At 60.7% G+C, this 20,582-nt stretch carries 14 protein-coding genes, 3 pseudogenes and 1 other annotated feature; of the genes and pseudogenes, 13 read left to right on the top strand and 4 right to left on the bottom strand.

Going from position 1 to position 20,582, the window contains the following annotated elements; genetic code table 11:
- The first annotated feature begins 20 nt into the window (after window positions 1-20).
- Both SJY08_RS22860 and SJY08_RS22855 read left to right on the top strand, forming a co-directional pair.
- Window positions 21-1,249, top strand: a protein-coding gene (locus SJY08_RS22860; protein WP_377278981.1) for an IS3 family transposase whose coding sequence is annotated in 2 segments (ribosomal slippage) — window positions 21-315 and window positions 315-1,249 — 1,230 coding nt in all. Because the reading frame shifts where the segments join, the coding sequence is not laid out codon by codon here.
- Window positions 302-418: a sequence feature (AL1L pseudoknot), on the top strand. It overlaps the preceding gene by 117 nt.
- 165 nt (window positions 1,250-1,414) lie before the next feature.
- Window positions 1,415-2,842 (top strand): diguanylate cyclase, encoded by a 1,428-nt coding sequence (locus tag SJY08_RS22855; RefSeq protein ID WP_377278979.1) that lies wholly within the window; start codon window positions 1,415-1,417, stop codon window positions 2,840-2,842.
- On the opposite strand, the gene SJY08_RS22850 is transcribed toward SJY08_RS22855, so the two are convergent.
- From SJY08_RS22850 to SJY08_RS22840, 3 genes are read right to left on the bottom strand one after another with little or no spacing between them, the layout of a single operon-like run.
- The gene (locus tag SJY08_RS22850) at window positions 2,801-3,991 is read right to left on the bottom strand and encodes a site-specific integrase (RefSeq protein WP_377279005.1); all 1,191 of its coding nucleotides are present in this window, start codon (window positions 3,989-3,991) and stop codon (window positions 2,801-2,803) included. The two genes, SJY08_RS22855 and SJY08_RS22850, sit on opposite strands and share 42 nt — an antisense overlap.
- Entirely contained in the window at window positions 3,981-4,400 is a 420-nt protein-coding gene (locus tag SJY08_RS22845) for a type II toxin-antitoxin system VapC family toxin (protein WP_377278977.1), read from the bottom strand. Before SJY08_RS22845 ends, SJY08_RS22850 begins: the two co-directional genes overlap by 11 nt.
- On the bottom strand, window positions 4,400-4,639 hold the full coding sequence (locus SJY08_RS22840; RefSeq protein WP_377278975.1) for a type II toxin-antitoxin system Phd/YefM family antitoxin: 240 nt from the start codon (window positions 4,637-4,639) through the stop codon (window positions 4,400-4,402). The genes SJY08_RS22845 and SJY08_RS22840 overlap by 1 nt, the downstream gene beginning before the upstream one ends.
- 199 nt (window positions 4,640-4,838) lie before the next feature.
- Here SJY08_RS22840 and SJY08_RS22835 point away from each other — a divergent pair, with 199 nt between their 5' ends.
- The 4 genes and pseudogenes from SJY08_RS22835 to SJY08_RS22820 form a co-directional block, all read left to right on the top strand.
- Window positions 4,839-5,972, top strand: coding sequence for an RHE_PE00001 family protein (locus SJY08_RS22835; protein ID WP_377278973.1), 1,134 nt, complete (start codon window positions 4,839-4,841; stop codon window positions 5,970-5,972).
- A 269-nt stretch (window positions 5,973-6,241) separates the two neighbouring features.
- Window positions 6,242-7,375, top strand: a pseudogene (locus SJY08_RS22830) (efflux transporter outer membrane subunit); the annotation flags it as partial.
- A pseudogene (locus SJY08_RS22825) lies at window positions 7,376-7,552 on the top strand (IS30 family transposase); the annotation flags it as partial.
- A 50-nt stretch (window positions 7,553-7,602) separates the two neighbouring features.
- Window positions 7,603-8,643, top strand: a pseudogene (locus SJY08_RS22820) (ISNCY family transposase); the annotation flags it as partial.
- On the opposite strand, the gene SJY08_RS22815 reads toward SJY08_RS22820, so the two are convergent.
- The gene (locus SJY08_RS22815) at window positions 8,584-9,174 is read right to left on the bottom strand and encodes a hypothetical protein (RefSeq protein ID WP_377278971.1); all 591 of its coding nucleotides are present in this window, start codon (window positions 9,172-9,174) and stop codon (window positions 8,584-8,586) included. The pseudogene SJY08_RS22820 and the gene SJY08_RS22815 overlap by 60 nt on opposite strands.
- A 284-nt stretch (window positions 9,175-9,458) precedes the next feature.
- Here SJY08_RS22815 and SJY08_RS22810 point away from each other — a divergent pair, with 284 nt between their 5' ends.
- The 7 genes from SJY08_RS22810 to SJY08_RS22780 all read left to right on the top strand — a co-directional run bounded on the left by SJY08_RS22810 (window position 9,459) and on the right by SJY08_RS22780 (window position 20,220).
- On the top strand, window positions 9,459-9,635 hold the full coding sequence (locus SJY08_RS22810; protein WP_167495054.1) for a hypothetical protein: 177 nt from the start codon (window positions 9,459-9,461) through the stop codon (window positions 9,633-9,635).
- A gap of 182 nt (window positions 9,636-9,817) precedes the next feature.
- Window positions 9,818-10,846 (top strand): DUF3991 and toprim domain-containing protein, encoded by a 1,029-nt coding sequence (locus tag SJY08_RS22805; protein ID WP_377278968.1) that lies wholly within the window; start codon window positions 9,818-9,820, stop codon window positions 10,844-10,846.
- Between the two features lie 73 nt (window positions 10,847-10,919).
- Window positions 10,920-11,525, top strand: a complete 606-nt coding sequence (locus SJY08_RS22800) for a DUF1419 domain-containing protein (protein WP_377278966.1) — start codon at window positions 10,920-10,922, stop codon at window positions 11,523-11,525.
- 91 nt (window positions 11,526-11,616) lie between these two features.
- Window positions 11,617-16,707, top strand: coding sequence for a DEAD/DEAH box helicase family protein (locus SJY08_RS22795; protein ID WP_377278964.1), 5,091 nt, complete (start codon window positions 11,617-11,619; stop codon window positions 16,705-16,707).
- A gap of 548 nt (window positions 16,708-17,255) precedes the next feature.
- Window positions 17,256-19,007, top strand: coding sequence for a ParB N-terminal domain-containing protein (locus tag SJY08_RS22790; protein ID WP_377278962.1), 1,752 nt, complete (start codon window positions 17,256-17,258; stop codon window positions 19,005-19,007).
- Window positions 19,004-19,909, top strand: coding sequence for a DUF7007 domain-containing protein (locus SJY08_RS22785; protein ID WP_377278960.1), 906 nt, complete (start codon window positions 19,004-19,006; stop codon window positions 19,907-19,909). The genes SJY08_RS22790 and SJY08_RS22785 overlap by 4 nt, the downstream gene beginning before the upstream one ends.
- Window positions 19,909-20,220, top strand: a complete 312-nt coding sequence (locus SJY08_RS22780) for a hypothetical protein (RefSeq protein ID WP_113376162.1) — start codon at window positions 19,909-19,911, stop codon at window positions 20,218-20,220. The genes SJY08_RS22785 and SJY08_RS22780 overlap by 1 nt, the downstream gene beginning before the upstream one ends.
- Window positions 20,221-20,582: the final 362 nt, after the last annotated feature.

Raw genomic sequence — 20,582 nt, 5'->3', positions numbered from 1 at the left:
TCTGAGAGAGTGGAGCCACTATGAGCAAGACAACGAACAAGTTTTCACCTGAAGTCCGTCAACGTGCCATCCGCATGGTCTTGGATCATGAAGCAGAACATCCGTCACGGTGGGCTGCCGTTTCATCAATCGCGGCCAAGATCGGCTGCTCGCCAGCGACGCTGCATGAATGGGTCAAGAAGACCGAGGTTAACAGCGGCAAGCGAGCAGGTCTGCCGAGCGATGTGGCCGAGAAGATGAAGGCTCTTGAGCGGGAGAACCGCGAGCTTCGTCAGGCCAACGAGATTTTGCGCAAGGCGTCTGCTTATTTCGCGATGGCGGAGCTCGACCGCCCCTTCAAACGATGATCTCGTTCATTGACGAACACCGTAGCGTGTTCGGGGTCGAGCCGATCTGCAGGCTTTTGCCGATTGCCCCATCAACTTACTACGAGAACGTCGCCAAGCGCTTGGATGTCGGTCGCCTGTCGGTTCGCGCCCGCAGCGATATCGGCCTGAAGATCGAGATACGCCGGGTGTTCAATGAGAACTTCCAGGTCTACGGCGTGCGTAAAGTCTGGCGGCAGTTACAACGAGAAGGCTACGACATCGCCCGTTGCACTGTCGCCCGGCTTATGAGGTCGATGAGCCTGCAAGGTGTCATTCGGGGAAAGCCGATCCGCACGACGTTCTCGGACAAGACGGCTCCGAGCCCGCTTGACCGGGTGAACCGCCAGTTCAAAGCCCCTGCGCCGAACAGGCTGTGGGTTTCGGATTTCACCTATGTCGCGACCTGGCAGGGCTTCGTCTACGTGGCCTTTGTCATCGACGTCTTCGCTCGTCGCATCGTCGGCTGGCGGGCGAGCCGGACGGCACAGGCGAGCTTTGTCCTCGATGCCCTTGAGCAGGCACTTCATGATCGGCGGCCCGTTCATGGCGGCGGGCTCGTGCATCATTCGGACAGGGGCGTTCAATACGTTTCCATCCGGTACTCCGAGCGGCTGGCAGAAGCTGGCATAGAGCCTTCTGTCGGAAGTGTCGGCGACAGTTATGACAATGCCCTCGCCGAAACGATCAACGGTCTCTACAAGGCCGAGGTCATTCATCGGCGCGGACCATGGAGGAACTTCGAAGCGGTGGAATTCGCCACTCTGGAATGGGTCGACTGGTTCAACCACCGACGACTTCTGCAGCCCATCGGAAACATACCGCCTGCCGAAGCCGAAGAACGCTACTACGCCATGCTGGACGAAACAGCCATGGCCGCATAACTCAAACCAAATGGCCTCCGGCAAACCCGGCGCGGTTCAACGTTTTTTGAGACCCAACTCCGACATATACTGCATTTGAATGGCGAGTTTGCAGAAGTCGCTCTGCAACTGGCAGGTTCTGATGTCTCTGATGTTTTGGTGAGTGCGAAGCGGCACGGATCAGGGATGATATTTGTCTTCTATCCTGCTTCCGCAAGGCGCAATCGCGAGCGTGAGCTCGCGGCAGCGAGGGCATTGACTGAAACCAAGAACAAGCTGCTGTCGCAAATCGAGACCATGGCCTCTATCGGTGGGTGGACGATCGAGCTGCCCTCGATGCAAACGACGTGGTCGAATGCCGTGTTCGAGATCTACAATCTTCCGCCGGGGGAGCCGCTGGATCTGGATCGCGCGTTGGATGCCTATCCTGGGCAGGCGCGCAATGAAATACTCTCGCGCATCGAGCGAACTCTGTCCACCGGCGAGCCTTTCGACTACAATTGCGAATTTATCGCGGTAGGCGGGAAGAAGCTATGGGTTCGAACTCTGGCTGAGATCGAGTACTTCGCTGGCAAACCAGCGCGTCTGATCGGAGTTATTCAGGATGTGACGGCGCAACGAGCGTTACAGTCGGAACTGGCGGCAACCCAAGCCCTGCTCCAGACTGCCATGAACGAAATGGCCGACGGTCTTGCGATGTTCGATCAGGATGGCCGGCTCACCGTCTGGAATAAGCGCTACACATCGCTCTTTCCGTATGTTGACGCACAGAGCTGCCGCGGTCGAACACTGGCCGAGATCCTGAGCGCCGGTGTCCTGAAAGGGGAGATCGCGATCTCTCCGGACATAACACCGGCGGATTGGGTCGAAGATGAGGTCCAACGCAGTGCCTCGGCCAAGGCATCAGAGTTGTTGCTGAGCAGTGGGCGGTGGGTGTCCAAAAAGACCACCGCACTCCCGGATGGGGGCTGGGTTACCCTCTATGCCGACATCACAGAGAAGAAGGCTGCGATTGAGCAGCTGGAAGGGCTCGCGAATAAGGACGGCCTGACGGGTATTGCCAATAGACGGTGCTTCAATGAGCGACTAGACGCCGCCGTCGAAATTGCCAAGCGTTCGCGCGATCCACTCTCGCTTCTGATGGTCGATGTCGATCATTTCAAAGCTTACAACGATACCTATGGGCATCCAGCAGGTGATGAGGTTCTGCGAGCTTTGGCTAAAGCACTTCAGACGTCTTGTCGGGGTGGTTCCGACCTGGTTGCGCGCTACGGCGGGGAAGAGTTTGCTGTTATCATGCCAGGAGCCTCGGAAGCGGTGGCGCGCAAGGCCGCAGGCCGGATCGCAGAATCAATTCGTGAGCTTGATATCCCCCACGCGTTTTCTGACAGGGGACGAATAACGGTCTCGATCGGGATATCAACAATAGAACGAGGGTCGATCGGTGACCCCTCAGGCTTGCTGGAAATCGGAGATCAGGCGCTTTACGCCGCCAAGTGCGCAGGACGTGATACCGTGAGAACTGCTGCCTATGGGCAGCTTGATGACGCTGGCCGACTCGGCTCCAGCTTCTCAAATGATGATTTGGTGACTAGCATGCATGAGCACTGTTAGTCGAGAATTCGAACTCGCACGACCGCTGCGTCTCTGAGCATTGTTGTAGTAGCTCGACGCCTGCTGGACAGATCGGTGACGGGATTGCTCCATAGCCTCAGGTAACGGTATCCCGCGGTTGGCAGCCTCAGTGAGGTAGCCTGAGCGGAGGCCATGGGCTGAAAACTCCCCAGGATCTAACCCGGCCAATGCGGCGCGCTGCTTGACGATGTCATTGATCGCCTTCGGGTCCAGCGGCCGGCGTGATACATTGCCCCACCGATCAATCGCCCTGAAAACACTGCCCTTGTCTATTTTTGCAGCCACCAACCACGCGTCCAACGCCTCTACCGGTCTACCGCTGAGGTAAACAACTTCATCATTGTCAGCACTGCTGGTCTTCGTGCGGCCTAGATGAATGGAAAGAGAGGGCAGAGAAGGGTCGCCGTCCATCGGAATCGGCTCTTCCTGCTGCAGCTGCTCAATCCTGAGGCCCGCGATTTCGCTGCGGCGCCTCCCGCCCGAGGCAAAGGCGACCATCAGGGCAGCACGGTCTCTGACATCGCGCAGGCTTCCCGTCTTGCAGGTGGCGATCAGCTTGGACAGAATGTCCCCCGTGACGGCCTTGGCGCTCTTGCGTTTCCTTGGCCGCGGTGTCGCACGCACTGCCAGTCGGATTGCGGACTTAAGGGCAGGGGAGCTGAAAAAGCCATCGAGCCCGCGCCATTTCGTCAGCGTCGACCAGGTGGCAAGGCGCCGGCGCACGGTGTCAGGAGCATGCGGTCCCGGCGATCGTAGCAATCCTTGGATGCGGAGCTTTTCCTCGACGTCAGCTGGCATGCCGTGATCCGGATCCGTTATGCGCTTTTCCGCATCCCAGAGATGGTGGGCGACAAACTTGAGAAGCAGCGCTTCGGGTGCGGGCCAGGGGAGCGATCGGCCGGTCGCAGCGAGCGACCAGGCCTGCAGATAAGCAAGATCGGAGGTCAGGGCCCGCAGCGTATTGGCGCCCATGCCCTCGTTGACCAGATGACGAAGCGTCTCGACATCCTGATCCGTCAGCAGCTCGGCTAGCTCGTCACGCCGCTCGATCGGCAGGACCGCGGCGATCGTGTCGAGCTCGTCCAAGCGCCGATCCACTGCAGTCTGGATTGACCGTTTAGTCTCCATAGGCAAGAGGCCCAAGCAGCCTTACGCTCTCCTTGCGAGCGGCCGCCGCCAACTTGCGATCGAGTGTAGCAAGCTCGAGCTGTTCAAGGACAGCCAAGGTGAGATATGCGGCGTCATAAGCGCTGAGCTGATATTCCCGTGACAGACGGACAACCTCGGAGTCGTCACCGGGACCGGATAACTGCAACGGTAGGGCCCGTAGCCTTGCCAGGCCTGAATATATCAAATCGCTGGAGATGCGGCCGCGACGTTCGGCGCTCAGGAGAATGCTGCGGATTTCATGGATGAGGAGATCTGGTGCGAATGCATCGTCGTCTGCCATTCGCGCCAGTGTTTCATCGGCAAGCGCGTTCTCTTCGTCTGGAAGAAGCCAGGCTCCGACAACAGAAGCATCAACCACGAAAGGCATCAGCGACGCCCGTCCTGTTTCCAGGCCTGGATTTCATCCTGTGTGACGGGGCTGCTCTTGGCGCGGAATGAGCGCATGGCTTCAATTGCTGATAGACGCTGGCGTCGCTCGTTCATTGCCACCAGTCGTGCTATAGGATCGTTGCCGCGGGCAATGATGAAGTCCTCGCCAGCTTCAACGCGCACCAGCAGTTCAGACAGATGGGTCTTGGCTTCGGCAACCTTCACGATTTGCGTCACGGCGCGGCTCCTCTTCGCATGGCGTGCGGCGATTTAGGATCAAATTATAGCAGAAGGCGGGGGTGGTCAATGTATTGACCATCTAACCTCCGATAAGGGTTACTTATCGGAGGTCACAGACCCCAGCCTCGTTTGTGCGAGGTACAGAACCGTATTACCCATATAGCTTTCGCTTAACGAATCATTTACCATAAATTCAATGTCTTACGATCTCACCAAATTGCCCATCCCAGGCCTGTTACGGCCGATCTCCGAGGCCGCTGTCGCGCTTGCCCGTCTTGACGAGCGCATCGCCCGTTCCCCTGTTGGTGAGGGCTTTCTGGAGCGCTCGCATTTCCTCGAGGCGCATGCCTCGCTCTGGGTCGATGGTGAACTCGTTCATCTCGAGGATCTCGTCCTGCATGATGCACTCCGCGACATCCGCGCACCCACCCACGAACTCACCATCGCCCGCGACATCCTGAAAACGCGCCGCCGCATCGTCGCCCATCCACCCGCCTGGGCGCTCTCGGGTCCCGGCCTCGCCTCCATCCGCGGGCGGGCGTGGCCCGCGGCATCATCGGGAGGAGACGGGGAAGGGGTGCCTGATGGCAATGTTGAGGTGGGCGGCACTGGGGCTGGGGTAGGGGAGGCCGAACATCCTGATGCCGACGGTCTTAGTGATGCGTTTGCCGCGATCGATGCGGTGCTTGCCCGATCCGAGGCCGCGATCGAAGATGCGAAAACACCGGGTCACACCAAAAACGTTCGGCACAAGGATCCCTTTGTCTACGACCTCGACTGGGATGAGGACGAGCGGCTGGAGCAGTGGCAGGCTGTGCTGGCGCGGACCCAGGATCTGCCGCCGGTCCTGCAGGCCATCGTGGCGCTGGATGCCTGGAACGAAATCGCCGTCCTACAGCATGCGCCCTGGCTCGGTCGGCTGCTGGCCGCCTCGGTCCTGCGCCAGGGCGGCGTTACCACCGGCGGACATCTCCCGGCGATCAATCTGGGGCTCAAGGCCATTCCTGTCGATCGGCGCCGGCATCGTGATCGGGAGACACGGTTGCTGGCAATAACCAAGGCGCTGATCAATGCCGCCGAGACCGGGCTGAAGGAGCATGACCGGCTGGTGCTGGCGCGGCAGATGATGATGCGCAAACTGGAGGGGCGGCGGACGTCGTCCAGGCTGCCGGAGCTTGTCGAGCTCGTCATGGCGCGGCCGCTGATCTCCGCCGGAATGGTGGCGAAGACGCTTGAGGTCACGCCGCAAGGAGCGCGGCGGATCGTGCAGGAGTTGGGCTTGAGGGAGATGACGGGGAGGGGGAGGTTTCGGGCCTGGGGGATCCTGTAGTTTTGGTTTCCATGCGCAACGCCGGTTGGGCGCATTTCTCCCTGGAAACCAACGCTTTGACAGCGGCGCGCAAGTTTAGGGCTACAACAGTCCACAAATGACGACTTCAGGGGTCAGTTCGGGAGGCGGCTCAAATTCGAGATCCAAGCTTTCAGGATGAATAAGTCATTTGCAAACGGGGATGATTTTTGACCATTCTTGCGGTCCATTAACGCTTACTAAACTACTGCGCATTATGGTTAACGAAAGCAAAACTGGTATCTCCGTCGATGAAAAGACCCGTGGTCATTGCGTCCCTCTCTGTCATCGCCACCGTGTTGCTGGGTTGTTCACAAACTCAGAAGTTTGCTCCACCGGATGTCAAAATTCCCGATACTTTCTCAACGGGCTCAATTGCGGCGACAAATGAAGATCCCCGTCTGCATGCTTGGTGGCGCGGTTTTGATGATCCTGTCATCGAAAGTCTGATGCACCAGGGCATGAAGGAAAATGTGTCGATTGAGCAGGCCCGACAGAGGCTTGACGTTGCGCGGCTTCGAGAAGTGCTGGCGTCGTCGAGTTATCTGCCTCAAATGGAAGCGAGGGCGTCCGCCAGCCGTTCTTCCGAGACCAGAAACGAACAAACCAGCATTTCAACTTCTACCGGCGGAGGCGCCACATTTTCTTGGACGCTCGACATGTTTGGCGGCGGCCGCGCAGCACGGCTCGAAGCTCGGGAGAACAGCGCTGCGGCCATGGCGGATGTTGAACTCGTGCGTCTTGCGTTTCTCACGGACTTGACGGCGACCTATGTCGATCTTCGTTACAACGAGGAGGCACTTTTGATCGCGAGGCGAAATCTCGCCTCCTTCCAGAAAACCCTGAACCTTACCGAGGAGATGCGGGAAACAGGTGTCGCGAGCAATCTTGACGTCGCCCAGGCACAGGCACTCGTAGACGATGCGCGCGCGAACATTCCGCCGCTCGAGCGTGATCGCCAACAGGCGGTCAATCATCTCGCCACATTGCTGGCAACGGCGAACACCGAGATTGAAAAGCTTGTGGCTGTCAAAAGCGGACTGCCTAAACTTGCCCTCGAGGCCAAGACCGGATTCCCCGCTGATCTTCTTCGGTACCGTCCGGATATCCGGCGCGAAGAAAGGCTTCTGGCAGCAGCGGCGGCGCGGATTGATATCGCCCGATCTCGGCTTTACCCGGCGCTCAGTCTATCTGGTTCAATCGACTTTGCTCGGCTAATCGCGTCGGGCGTCTCCGGCAATGCGCTATCATGGGCTTTCGGCCCTTCTGTTCTTGCTCCCATCTTCGACGGCGGCCGTCTGCGCGCTGAAGTCGACATTCAGACGGCAGAAACGAGGGGCCAGTATCTACGCTGGAAGGATACCGTCTTCCGGGCAGTCGAGGAGGTCGAGAACGCCAACAAGCGTCTTCGTCGCTATCTACCCGGCAATACCGATCTGATGTCGGTGTCACAACGCGACCTGACCACGCTTGCAAGGCATCTCAACAATCAGCCGCGCAAATGCCTTGGATACAAGACGCCGGCCGAGGTCTTCATTGCCAATTTGCACGGAAGCGCGTGATCCCCTACCCTTCGGGCAGGCATGATGCACTTGGGTTAGCTCCTTCAGGTTGGATGTCCGAGGCCGGACTGTGGCTGTCACGCAAGCAGCGCCGGACGTTTCATCAGCCGCGGTTGCGACGCGAGGCATATGGTGAACTGGTGCAGATCGACGGTTCGGATCACCGCTGGTTCGAAGACCGCGGGCCGCCGTGCTCGCTTCTGGTGTTTGTCGATGATGCGACGGGCAGACTGATGCAGTTGCGTTTTGTGCGTTCCGAAAGTGCCTTCACCTATTTCGAGGCCCTGGAGCTTTATCTCCAGAATCACGGGATGCCGGTTGCTTTCTACTCGGACAAGCATTCGGTGTTTAGGGTGGCGAAGAAAGATGCGAAGGGTGGCCAGGGCATGACCCAGTTCGGGCGTGCGCTTTGTGAGTTAAACATCGAGATTCTCTGTGCAAATTCGAGCCAGGCCAAAGGCCGCGTCGAGCGGATGAACCGGACGCTGCAGGACCGTCTGGTCAAGGAACTCAGGCTGTGTGGCATCGACAGCATGGAGGCCGGCAATGCGTTTCTGCCTGGTTTCATGGAGGACTACAATGCGCGGTTTGCGATCGTCCCTGCCCGGCCCGATGACCTGCATCGGCCACTGAATTTGGCGTCGGATCGGCTGACGGAGATCCTGTGCAAGCGCGAGCAGCGTTATGTCGGATCGCAGCTGACGTTTTCGTTCGAGCGCAAGCGGATCATGCTGGAGGAGAGCGAGGTGACGCGCGGTCTGGCTGGCCGCGATGTCGAGACATATGCCTATGCGGATGGTCGTCTCGATGTGCGCTGGAAGGGATATTCCCTACCCTACACGGTGTTTGACAAGGAGCAGCGGGTAACACATGCGGCGATCACGGAGAACAAGCGACTGAGCGAGGTGCTGACCTATATCAAGGAGCGTCAGGATCAGCAGGCAAAGCCAGTTGTAAAGACCAACAGCGAGAAGAACGGTTACATCAAGCGGGCGCACGGCCCTGGCCGGCGAGCGAACTTTCTCGACAATCTAAAGATCAGTAAGCCTCGCAAGAAAGTGCTGCCGGCGCCGCAGGTGCAGAGTAAATAGAAAAATGGGACCCTCAAAGCTAAAGCCGAAGCGGAGTTCCCCACCCGCCCCGATCTGATCTTGCAAGCGGGTCTGCCGCTCAGATCGGGGCTTATCGTGGTGCTGTGTGGTGGCTGCTGCGGACATTTCTACTTTGCAGCACAGCGGACATTCCAACTCCTCCGCCACATTGTTAAGATATTGAAATAAGTTATATAATTGCGCCTCTCTATCATTCGGATTTTGTGGTAACATGCCTCTATCGCCATCGGTCTCGAGAGTTTGGCGATCCGCTTCCTCACACGATGGCTCGCACGTCGCCGGGCAATAAGACCGCGATGGCAGGCTGACGCCAGGCTTCTCGCAATTTCGGATCCAGCCGCGTCCTACTACGAAGCACAGCGCCGTTCGTTTCATAGTCGGTCCGCTGGTGATCTCGACCAGTTCTGGCACTGGGCGAAGGTCGCCAACGAAGTCGCCCGTATAGAGCCACGCGCTGAGATGGATTTCGCTGTTCTCAAAGCCTTGTCCGATCAGGAGAATGTTGGCCATCGCTGACTGCTGGGTTGGTCACAGAGGTGCTCGGCAACAAATGCTGAGCTGGCTTCCGTGACCGATCTGTGCCGAATACCTCAATTCCCGCCGAAGCAAACCAATCCCGCTCTTTATGGATGGCGTCCTGGACCATGTCCGGATCTCCGTCGATCAACCCACTATCGGGGTCGGCTAGCAAGCTGCCGCCGCTCCGCCTTCGTCTTCGCGGTGATCGCGACCGTCCCCGGTCCTTTGAGGAGCCATCGAGCGGGATCGGCCCGCTCCGGACGGAGGTTTCTCACATGGCACAGGATCTTGCACTCGCTCAAAGCCACGCATTTTCGCTTTCCCGCATCCTCATGGTTCCAGTGACACTGTTCAAATCCGGCGGCGAATTCGGCGTCCTTCCGTCCGACGAACTCGATGACGAAGACGATCTTGAGATCGTGCATGAATATTTCCCGCGCGGGTCTCATTGAGACCCGCTTGTTCCTGCCGCTGGCGATCTGTCGGCCGCAAGGGAAGCTTTGCCGCAGCACGTCGTTGCAACTTTTGTCATTTGCGTGCTGCGCCCTTGCCCCCTTCGCTCTTCGCGGCGGGTGGAAGGTGACCCGCAAGTTGCGGGAAGAAGAAGGGACGGCCGCTAGGCGGCTGAAAAAATATGAAACGAGAAGAGTTGGAGGCGCTGCGCGCCAAGGTCAGTTGCGAGGCCGTACTGGAGCAGGCCGGTTACGAAATCGATCTGAAGGAAAGCACCCGCCGCGCCGTAAAATACCGGCGCGGCGGCAACATCGTCATTGTCACGCATGACGGGCGCGGCTGGTTCGATCCCCTCAGTGACGAAAAGGGCGATGTCTTCGGCCTTGCCATGTTCCTGGAGGGAATTCCATTCCCGTCCGCAGCGGGGGCGGTTGCGTCAATTGTCGGGTATCAACTTTCCCGGCCGGAATGGAGGTCCTCGCGGTCTTCCGTGCCTCTGGAAGATATTGCCGACCGCTGGCGCGGCCGGCGCACGCCTTCGCCCGGATCCGATGCCTGGCGCTATCTGTGCTGGGCGCGCTGGATCCCGACGGCCATCGTCCGGAAGGCCATTCGAGAGGGTGTCCTGCGGGAAGGACCCTTCGGCAGTCTGTGGGCGGCCCATATCGATGGCCTCGGCCGGGTGGTGGGTTGGGAAGAGCGCGGTCCCGACTGGCGTGGCTTTGCCACAGGGGGCTCGAAGGTTCTTTTCCGCTTTGGACCAGGCGATGCGTCCCGACTCTGTGTCACAGAAGCTGCGATCGACGCGATGAGTCTCGCGGCGCTCGAAGGTCCGCGGGAGCAAACTCTTTATCTCAGCACTGGCGGTGGGTGGTCTCCGGCGACAGATGCGGCGCTTGCAGAACTTGCTGCGCGGCCGGGACTAACACTGGTCGCGGCGACGGATGCCAATTCCCAAGGGGAGGTCTACGGAGAACGATTGCGGGCGCTCGCTGAAGCGTCCGGCTGCGACTGGCAGCGGCTATGTCCGCCGGCGGAGGATTGGAACGAGGTTCTGAAAGCCAGGGAGAAGGAGAAACGAAAAAGGAACATCGAGAAAAAGGTGGGGCCTGCCGCATGCGCGCCGGCCGCATCAAGGGAGGCTCCGCCCGGCATGCGCCGGCCCTTGACCCGGCCGGACACGGACGCAGCAACGCGGGAGGGGTCATGAAGGACTGAAGAGATTGGCGAGGTCGAAACGACTTGTGCTGCCTTCGGTCCAAAACCCCGAAAGGATCAAGCTGATGACCTCGATAGCCCTTCCCCGCAAAATTTTCCAAGGCGTGGCCAAGCGCACCGACTTATTCCGGATGTTCGACAGGTACGCGAGGCGTCCCGACCGCTTTGGTGGTGACCAGTCTGCGGTCTATGCGGGCGAATGGTTCGAGATCGACGAGACCTCCTATTCCTACATGCTCGACATTCTGCCGCCGCTCTGGATGCGCGGGCCGATCTTTGCGATGCGGGAGTTCATTACCGGTTCGGTGACATCGGTGTTTTATGCGATCCGGATTGATGAAGCGGTCCGCTACTTTCATACCTATTGCGATCTCGCGGACCCGAACTCTGTGGAGGCAATGCGGGTCGCGATCGTCGACCGCGAAACCCGACCGGTCCGGGCCATGAGCCGCGAAGAACGGCTGGAGCACATCTGGAGCACGACCACCGACGACTATCGTGGCTATGCCGGTGAGGGTTGGCCGACGGCGATGCAGGGCCGTCGGACGGTGATGCTCTATGGCAGCAGTGAAGGTACGTTCCTGAAACTGCTCGATACCCTGTCCGACGACGAGATCGCGGCCAAGCTGCCGGTCCATCTGCGTCACCTCCCCGCATCGCTGGCCGCCTGAGCCGGATCATCATTCGCAAATTTCGCGCCGAAAGCGGCCTTCTCGATGGCCGAGCGATGGCGCACGCTCTCAACCCAAAGGAGCTTTTCTCATGAGCAACGATCCCTTTTCGCTCGACATGTTCGGCTCGAGCGCGCTTTCGTCCGGCCTCGGACTTGGCGTGACAGCGTTCGGCAGGTTTTCGCCTGATGCCGCCAATGACGACGATCCGGATCCCGTGCCGCCGGCGCCAGCACCTGCCCTTCCCGTCGCGGCCACGCCTGTCCAGCGTGCGAGGCTTCGGGCAAACTTCTATCTCGACGGCGACCGGGGGCTCGCCTTCTCCTGGAGGGATCGCGCCCGCGCCAATGTCGCAGCGATCCTCGTCGCCGACGGCATTACCAAGCAGGACCGGCCCGCGACGGCAAAGGAACAGGCGCAGTTGATCCGCTTCACCGGCTTTGGTGCCAGCGAACTGGCCAATAGTATGTTCCGTCGGCCGGGCGAGGTCGATTTCCGAAAGGGTTGGGACGATATTGGTTCTTCGCTCGAGACCGCGGTTTGCGAAAGCGATTACGCGTCGCTTGCCCGCTGCACCCAATATGCGCATTTCACGCCGGAGTTCATCATCCGGGCGATCTGGGCCGGGATCGAAAAACTCGGCTGGCGCGGTGGTCGGCTGCTAGAGCCGGGAATCGGCACGGGGTTGTTCCCTGCCCTGATGCCGAAGCCGTATCGCGACGTCGCCTATGTGACCGGGATCGAGCTCGATCCGGTCACCGCCCGCATCGCCCGCCTGCTTCAGCCGAAGGCGCGGATCATCAACGGCGACTTCGCCCGTACCGATCTGGCTCCAATCTACGATCTCGCCATCGGCAATCCGCCCTTCTCCGATCGCACCGTCCGCTCGGACCGCGCTTACCGATCGCTCGGCCTTCGTTTGCACGACTATTTCATCGCCCGATCGATTGACCTGCTGAAGCCCGGTGCGCTCGCCGCCTTCGTCACATCGCATGGCACCATGGATAAGGCCGATACCACGGCGCGGGAGCATATCGCCAAATCCGCCGACCTGATCGCCGCCATCCGTCTGCCCGAGGGCAGCTTTCGCTGTGACGCCGGCACGGATGTCGTCGTCGACATCCTCTTCTTCCGCAAGCGGAAGCCCGGAGAGCCGGAGGGAAATCAGCTGTGGCTCGATGTCGATGAGATCAGGGCGGCCACCGACGACGACGGTGCCATCAGGGTCAATCGCTGGTTTGGTCGGCATCCGGACTTTGTGCTCGGCACCCACGCGCTGACCTCCGGCCCGTTCGGCGAGACCTACACATGCCGCCCACGCGATGGAGAGGATCTCGAAACCGCCCTTGCCACTGCCATCGATCTCCTGCCGTCCGATCTCTATGACGGCGAGCCGACACCGATCGATATCGAACTGGAGGACGAACTCGCCGAGATCGTCGATTTGCAGCCGAAGGGCAGCGCTATCCGTGAAGGCAGCTTCTTCTTTGACCGGTCGAAGGGTTTGATGCAGATGCTCGATGGATCGGCCGTGCCGGTCACGGTCCGGAGAGGTCGCTCGGGCGATGGGATCCCGGCAAAACACGTTCGGATCATCTCAAAGCTGATCCCTATCCGCGACGCGGTTCGCGAGGTGCTGAAGGCGCAGGAGACCGATCGGCCATGGCGCGATCTCCAGGTGCGATTGCGCATTGCCTGGTCTAGTTTTGTGCGCGATTTCGGGCCGATCAACCACACAACAGTCTCTATCCAGGAAGATGCCGAGACGGGTGAGGTCAAGGAGACCCACCGCCAGCCGAACTTGGCTCCCTTCCGCGATGATCCGGATTGCTGGCTGGTCGCCTCGATCGAAGATTATGATCTGGAGACCGACACGGCGAAGCCCGGTCTGATCTTTTCCGAACGCGTGATCGCGCCGCCGGCTGCCCCGACGATGACATCTCCCGCGGATGCACTCGCCGTCGTGCTGAATGAACGCGGCGCCGTCGATATCGACCATATCGCTGAGCTGCTCCATAGCGATCCGGCTGATGTGATCGACGAGCTGGGCGAGGCCGTGTTCCGCGATCCCGCCGATGGATCGTGGAAGACGGCTGACGGATATCTCTCAGGGGCCGTCCGCACCAAGCTCGCGGCCGCCCAGGCTGCGGCCGCGCTTGATGCGGCCTACGAGCGCAATGTCCGCGCCCTCCAGGATGTCCAGCCGGCCGACCTTCGCCCCTCCGACATCACAGCGCGTCTTGGCGCGCCGTCGATCCCGGTCGCCGATATCGTGGCTTTCGTGAAGGAGAAGATGGAAGCCGATATCCGCATCCATCACATGCCGGAGCTCGGCTCCTGGACGGTCGAAGCGCGGCAGCTCGGCTATAGCGCCGCCGGTACATCCGAATGGGGCACCAGCCGCCGCCATGCCGGCGATCTGCTCGCCGATGCACTCAACAGCCGCGTCCCGCAGATATTCGACGTGTTCAAGGATGTCGATGGCGAGCGGCGCGTCCTCAATGTCGTCGATACCGAGGCCGCCCGCGACAAACTGCAGAGGATCAAGCAGGCGTTTCAGGACTGGGTCTGGACCGATCCTGACCGTACCGACCGGCTGGCCCGAGATTACAATGACCGCTTCAACAATATTGCGCTGCGGAAATTCGACGGCTCGCATCTCAAACTTCCCGGCGCCTCTGGCGCCTTTGTTTTGTATGGGCACCAGAAACGCGGCATCTGGCGCATTATCGCCGATGGCTCCACCTATCTCGCCCATGCCGTTGGCGCCGGCAAGACGATAACCATGGCGGCCGCCATCATGGAACAGCGCCGGCTCGGCCTGATCGCGAAGGCGATGCTGGTAGTGCCGGGCCATTGCCTGGCGCAGGCAGCGCGTGAATTTCTGGCGCTCTACCCGAATGCGCGGATCCTGGTTGCCGACGAGACGAACTTCACCAAGGACAAGCGTGCTCGCTTCCTGTCTCGGGCGGCGACCGCCACCTGGGATGCGATCATCATCACCCATTCCGCTTTCCGCTTCATCGCCGTTCCATCGGTATTCGAACAGGAGATGATCCAGGACGAGCTGCAGCTCTATGAGGATCTGCTGGCCAAGGTCGATAGCGAGGACCGCGTCTCGCGCAAGCGCCTTGAGCGGCTGAAGGAAGGTCTGCAGGAGCGCCTGGAAGGTCTCGCCACCCGCAAGGACGATCTTCTCACCATCTCTGAGATCGGTGTCGATCAAATCGTCGTAGACGAGGCGCAGGAATTTCGAAAGCTCTCGTTTGCCACTAACATGTCGACGTTGAAGGGCATCGACCCGAACGGCTCGCAGCGTGCCTGGGATCTCTATGTCAAATCCCGCTATATCGAAACACGGAATCCCGGCCGGGCGCTGGTCCTTGCATCCGGCACGCCGATCACCAACACGCTCGGCGAGATGTTCTCGATCCAGCGCCTGCTCGGCCATTCCGCGCTTGCCGAGCGCGGACTGCATGAGTTTGACGCCTGGGCATCCTGCTTTGGCGATACGGCGACGGAACTCGAGATCCAGCCATCCGGCAAATACAAGCCGGTCAGCCGCTTCGCCAGCTTTGTCAATGTCCCGGAGCTGATCGCCATGTTCCGCTCCTTCGCCGACGTCGTCATGCCGGACGATCTCCGGCAAATTGTCAAAGTCCCCAACATCTCGAGCGGCCGACGTCAGATCCTGACAGCCAAGCCGACGTCGCTGTTCAAGACCTATCAGAAGATGCTCGAAGGCCGGATCAAGGCGATCGAGAAGCGGGAAGGACCAGCCAAGCCGGGGGACGATATTCTGCTTTCGGTCATCACCGATGGGCGCCACGCCGCCATCGATCTTCGCTTCGTCATGCCGGCGGCCGAGAACGAGGCGGGCAACAAGCTAAATCTACTCGTCCGCAATGCCCACAGGATATGGAAGCAAACCGGCAACGCCATTTATCGCCGCCCCGACGGAAAAGACTTCGATCTGCCGGGTGCCGCCCAGATGATCTTTTCCGATCTCGGCACGATCAATGTCGAAAAATCGCGTGGCTTCTCGGCTTATCGCTTTATCCGCGACGAGCTGATCAAGCTCGGCGTGCCCGCCGCGCAGATCGCGTTTATGCAGGACTATAAAAAGGCCGAGGCCAAGCAGCGGCTCTTCGGCGATGTCCGTGCCGGCAAGGTCCGGTTTCTCATCGGCTCTTCGGAGACGATGGGCACCGGCGTCAACGCCCAGCTGAGGCTCAAGGCCCTCCACCATCTCGATGTCCCATGGCTGCCGTCGCAGATCGAGCAGCGCGAGGGCCGGATCGTACGGCAGGGCAATCAGCACGAAGAGGTCGATATCTTCGCCTACGCCACGGAAGGATCGCTCGACGCTTCGATGTGGCAGAACAACGAGCGCAAGGCACGGTTCATCGCCGCAGCGCTGTCCGGCGACACCTCGATCCGCAGACTGGAAGATGTCGGTGAAGGCGCGGCTAACCAATTCGCCATGGCCAAAGCCATCGCTTCTGGCGATGAACGGTTGATGCAGAAGGCTGGGCTTGAGGCCGACATTGCACGACTGGAACGGCTGCGGGCGGCCCACGAGGACGATCAATACGCCGTCCGCCGGCAGATGCGCGACGCCGAGCGCGAGATCGAGGTCTCAACCCGGCGGATCGACGAAATCGGCCAGGACATCGCGCGGCTACAGTCGACCACAGGCGACGCCTTTACCATGACGGTGCTCGGCAAAGAACATGCCGAGCGCAAGGAAGCCGGTCGCGCGTTGATGAAGGAAATCCTGACCTTGCTCCAACGTCAGGAGCAGGGCGAGGTGCATCTGGCCACGATCAGCGGGTTCGACCTTGTTTACGAGGGCGAGCGCGTCGGCAAGGGTGACGGCTATCGCTACGAGACCGTGCTCCAGCGTACCGGGGCTGTTTACGAGATCGACCTCGCGATTACGGTGACGCCCCTTGGCGCGATCTCACGTTTGGAGCATGGGCTTGATGGCTTTGACGAGGAGCAGCGCCAGTATCGCCGGCGGCTCGAAGAGGCCGAACGCCGGCTGAATTCGTATCAATCACGCATCGGCGCTACCTTCCAGTTCGCTGAGGAGCTTGGCGCAAAAAGGAAGCAACTTCGCGAGATCGAGGAAGAACTGGCGGCCTCTGCCATGACCGAAGCGGACCAGATCGCCGCATGACACTCGTAAGCCCAGGCCGCTCTTGTCGCCTGGGCTCCACACTCGTCAAGGCTTTGACCAGATGACAGGCCGATGCTTGAAATTCCTCAACCCCGATAATATCTGAGGTTCACTTCCCGTTCAGATGATGTCCTGCCGCCGTTCTTGCGGTGGCTTTCGATGTCGTCCGGGATAAGAAAAAGGGCGCTCCCCTCGCGGGTCGAGCGCCCTTTTTGCGTTTCTGCTTCCAGCCGAGGTTTTCACGTACTGTTCTGGCCGCAGCGTGTGCGCGGCGGTTTTGCAAGAGAGAAACGGACGAGAGGGAGGAGGAAGGAACCGGTCGCCGATCTGCCGTCCTGCCGCCGCTGTCGCTCAACCGCCACCTGCGCCATCCCGGCCACTTGTCCTTCGCAGGGCTGTCAGCCCCGCTTGTCCTTCGCCGCAGGGATGCTCGGTCGCAGTTGCGCCAGTCCGGCCGATCGCCGGTCCGGGAGGTGTCTTCGAGAAAAATGAAGACAGGAAGGGCTGGCAAGGCGCCGGTCCGGAACGCTCCTGAAAGGACATATACCATGCAGATCATGAAGGTTGACCCGCGCGCCCTGAAGGAAAACCCCGACCGGATGCGTCAGTCTAAGTCTTCGCCGCAGGCGGATGCGCTGATGCTGGCGACAATCAAGGCCGTCGGCATCGTCCAGCCACCCGTCGTCGCGCCGGAAACCGATGGTGGCAACGGCTATATCATCGACGCCGGCCATCGCCGTGTCCGGCTGGCCATCGCCGCTGGTCTAGAGGAGATCGAAATCCTCGTCGTAGACGCCGCCAGCGACAATGGTGCGATGCGTTCCATGGTCGAAAACAGCGTCCGCGAAGCGCTCAACCCGGTTGATCAATGGCGCGGCATCGAACGGCTCGTCGCTCTCGGCTGGACGGAGGAAGCGATCGCCGTTGCTCTCGCCCTTCCCGTCCGCCAGATCCGCAAGCTGCGCCTGCTCGCCAATGTGTTTCCGGCCATGCTCGAGCAGATGGCGCTCGGCGACATGCCGTCAGAGCAGCAACTGCGTGTGATTGCCGCCGCCGTCCAGGTCGACCAGATGGAGGTCTGGAAAGCGCATAAGCCGAAGAAGGGCGACACTGCGCCCTGGTGGCAGATCGCCAACGCGCTGACCAAGAAGCGGATGTACGCGAGAGATGCGAGCTTCGGCGACGATCTCGCTCAGGCCTACGGTATCGAATGGGTCGAGGACCTCTTCGCGCCGGCCGATCAGGATGGTCGCTACACCACGAACGTCGAAGGGTTCCTCGGTGCCCAGCACGAGTGGATGATTAACAATCTGCCGAAGAACGGTGCGATCGTTGACGTCAACAACTGGGGCCAGCCGGAGCTGCCGAAGAAAGCCTCCCAGGTCTACGGCAAGCCGTCAAAGTCCGACCATCAGGCGATGTATCTCGATCGCGATGGCAAGGTGCAGGCGGTTCACTTCCGCATGCCCGAGGCGGCGAAGCCGAAGGGCGCCGGTGGTAATGGATCGGCCACTGGTGGTGATGAAGCTGATGCAATCGCCACACCGAAGGTCCGGCCCGATGTGACCCAGAAGGGTCACGACATGATCGGTGATTTCCGCACCGATGCGCTGCACGACGCGCTCGGCCGCGCTCCGATCGAGGACGGCATGCTGATGGCGCTGATGGTGCTGGCCTTCGCCGGGCAAAACGTTCGCGTCGACTCCGGCGCCGACGGGACGTTCTATGGCGGAAAGCGCTTCTCGCGGCATGCGGTCGGCCTGTTCGACGAGCATGGAAAGCTCGCTTTCGATCAGGATACGCTCCGGGTCGCCGTTCGCTCTGTGCTGATCGATGTGCTCTCGTGCCGCCGTGGCATGTCGAACAGCGGCATGGTCGCGCGCATCGCCGGCGAGGCGATCGGCGCCGACGAATTCCTGCCGAACATGGGTTCCGAGGACTTCCTCTTGTGCCTGTCGCGGCAGGCACTGGAAGCGTCTTGCGCCGAGGCATCGGTCCAGCCGCGGCAGAAGGTCCGCGAAACCCGTGCAGCGCTTGTGGAGCATTTCGCAAACGAGCACTTCGTCCATCCATCCGGCCGCTTCGCACCGCCGGGCGACGAGCTGCTCGACTGGATCCGGGCAAGCTCCGCTACGGATGTCATCGGCGCGGGCGGGGGCGACGGCGGACAAGCTGAGGACCCAGCTGATGAACAGGAAGAGCAGATCGACGAGGATGCAGATCACGATGCTCTGCAGGATACAGACGTCGCAGCCGATGACGAGCGCGACCAGGACTTCGATCAGAGGGCAGCAGCATGACTGCCGCCCTCACGTCGAAGATCGCAGCACCCACCCCCGATCTTTCGGGGGTGGAGTTTGCCACCAGCGCCGATGGCATGCCCGTCGCTCGCATCGATGATCTGGTCCTTGCCATGGTCACGTCGAACAGCAAGTTCGCCTATCTCGCAAGTGCCATCGCTCTCGGTCGCCCGCTCGCAGAGCTGACGCGCGCCGATTTTATCGGCCACGACGGCCGGGTGGCCAATGAGGCCGAGTTTCGAATGCGCGTCGCCGAGACGGCCGGTCATAAACACGATCTGGCCAAGCTCAACCGCGTGCAGACCCGCATGTCGGCGAGCACGCCCTGGGGCGGTTCACAGATGGCGGTCGTCTACGCCGAAGGCGTTGTCGCCCACAGTACGGCCGGCCACGGCGGCTTTCACCTCTCTTCCGACCGCAATTCCAAAGTCCATCCGCTGCTGCGGAAGAACACCACTTGGTACGAGGAAGACTGCGAATGGGCGATCGTCGCCATCACCTTCCCTGACCTCTTCACTGCCTATGAGCGGTCCCTGGCGAATAAGACCATCCGCAATACCTGGCCGGATGAATGGGAGGCGATCCGCAGCTGCAAGCTGGCTGAGGGTGAGAGCTGGGCCAAGGATCGCCGGGCGTTCGATGAACGTCATGCGTCAGACTATGTCGTCACCTCGGCAATCTTCTCCGATAAGAACCCCGGAATGACTGAGGTCGTGGCGGTCGTCGCCGGTGATAGAGGGGCGGGTGACCGAAAGGCCTGGGATAATGAACGTCGCTTCCTTGTGCCGAGCGACGAATATGCCAGGCGCGGTAGGTTCGGATTTGTGATCGATCCCGACCGTCATGCCGAATATCATGGGCCATCCTCATTCCTCGGCTGGCGAAGCCGGGGGATCGGGTAATGATTGATGTCCTCGCATCGAGATCGCTGGCGACGGCAGTCAGTGCCCGGCGTGAGACCCTGCGGCATCTGGATTGTCTGACCCGCCAGATTGCGGCGCGGGCCGGACGGCAGGCGATCACGGTGAAGACCAGGAGCCGGGCGCGCCGGCGATCCGGTCGCCGTCTCTATCATCAGGAGCTTGTCGAGCGCCTGGCCTTCGAGCGGTGGAGCGAACTCGACACGCTCACATGCAGGCTGGTGGTGCAAGAGCAGATCATCGATGAGCACGAGCTTCACGGACACGCGCCTGTTTTGCCTCTCGCGGGATAGGTGGAACCGACGTGGAATGGGCTGCGAGGTGGCTCTTCACCCCCATGCATCTCCGGAGTTAGCCAGGGTGTGGCGGATTTGGCCATGTCGCCATTCCGATGCTTGCGTCTGATATCGGACCCGAGCCGGACTGCCCTTCTTTGTCGCTGCGGTCTGAACCGGCGGCCGATCGTTTCAAGGCCGCTGTCGCGCCGCGTGGCGGCCGATCCAGCCTCTCTGCGCGAGGGCAGGCTCGCGGTCTGCTCAGGTCAAGACCTGCTGGCTCGCAACCCTGCCCCGCTGGCTCAGCCGGATCGGACCTTTGAAGCCGCCCGCCCTTTGCCGGTTCCTGGTCGCCCGCATCGAAGGGCAGACCGGCACGG

This window comes from Rhizobium sp. R86522, from assembly GCF_042466255.1.
GTDB lineage: Bacteria > Pseudomonadota > Alphaproteobacteria > Rhizobiales > Rhizobiaceae > Allorhizobium.
This window is presented reverse-complemented; position numbering and strand designations above follow the sequence as displayed.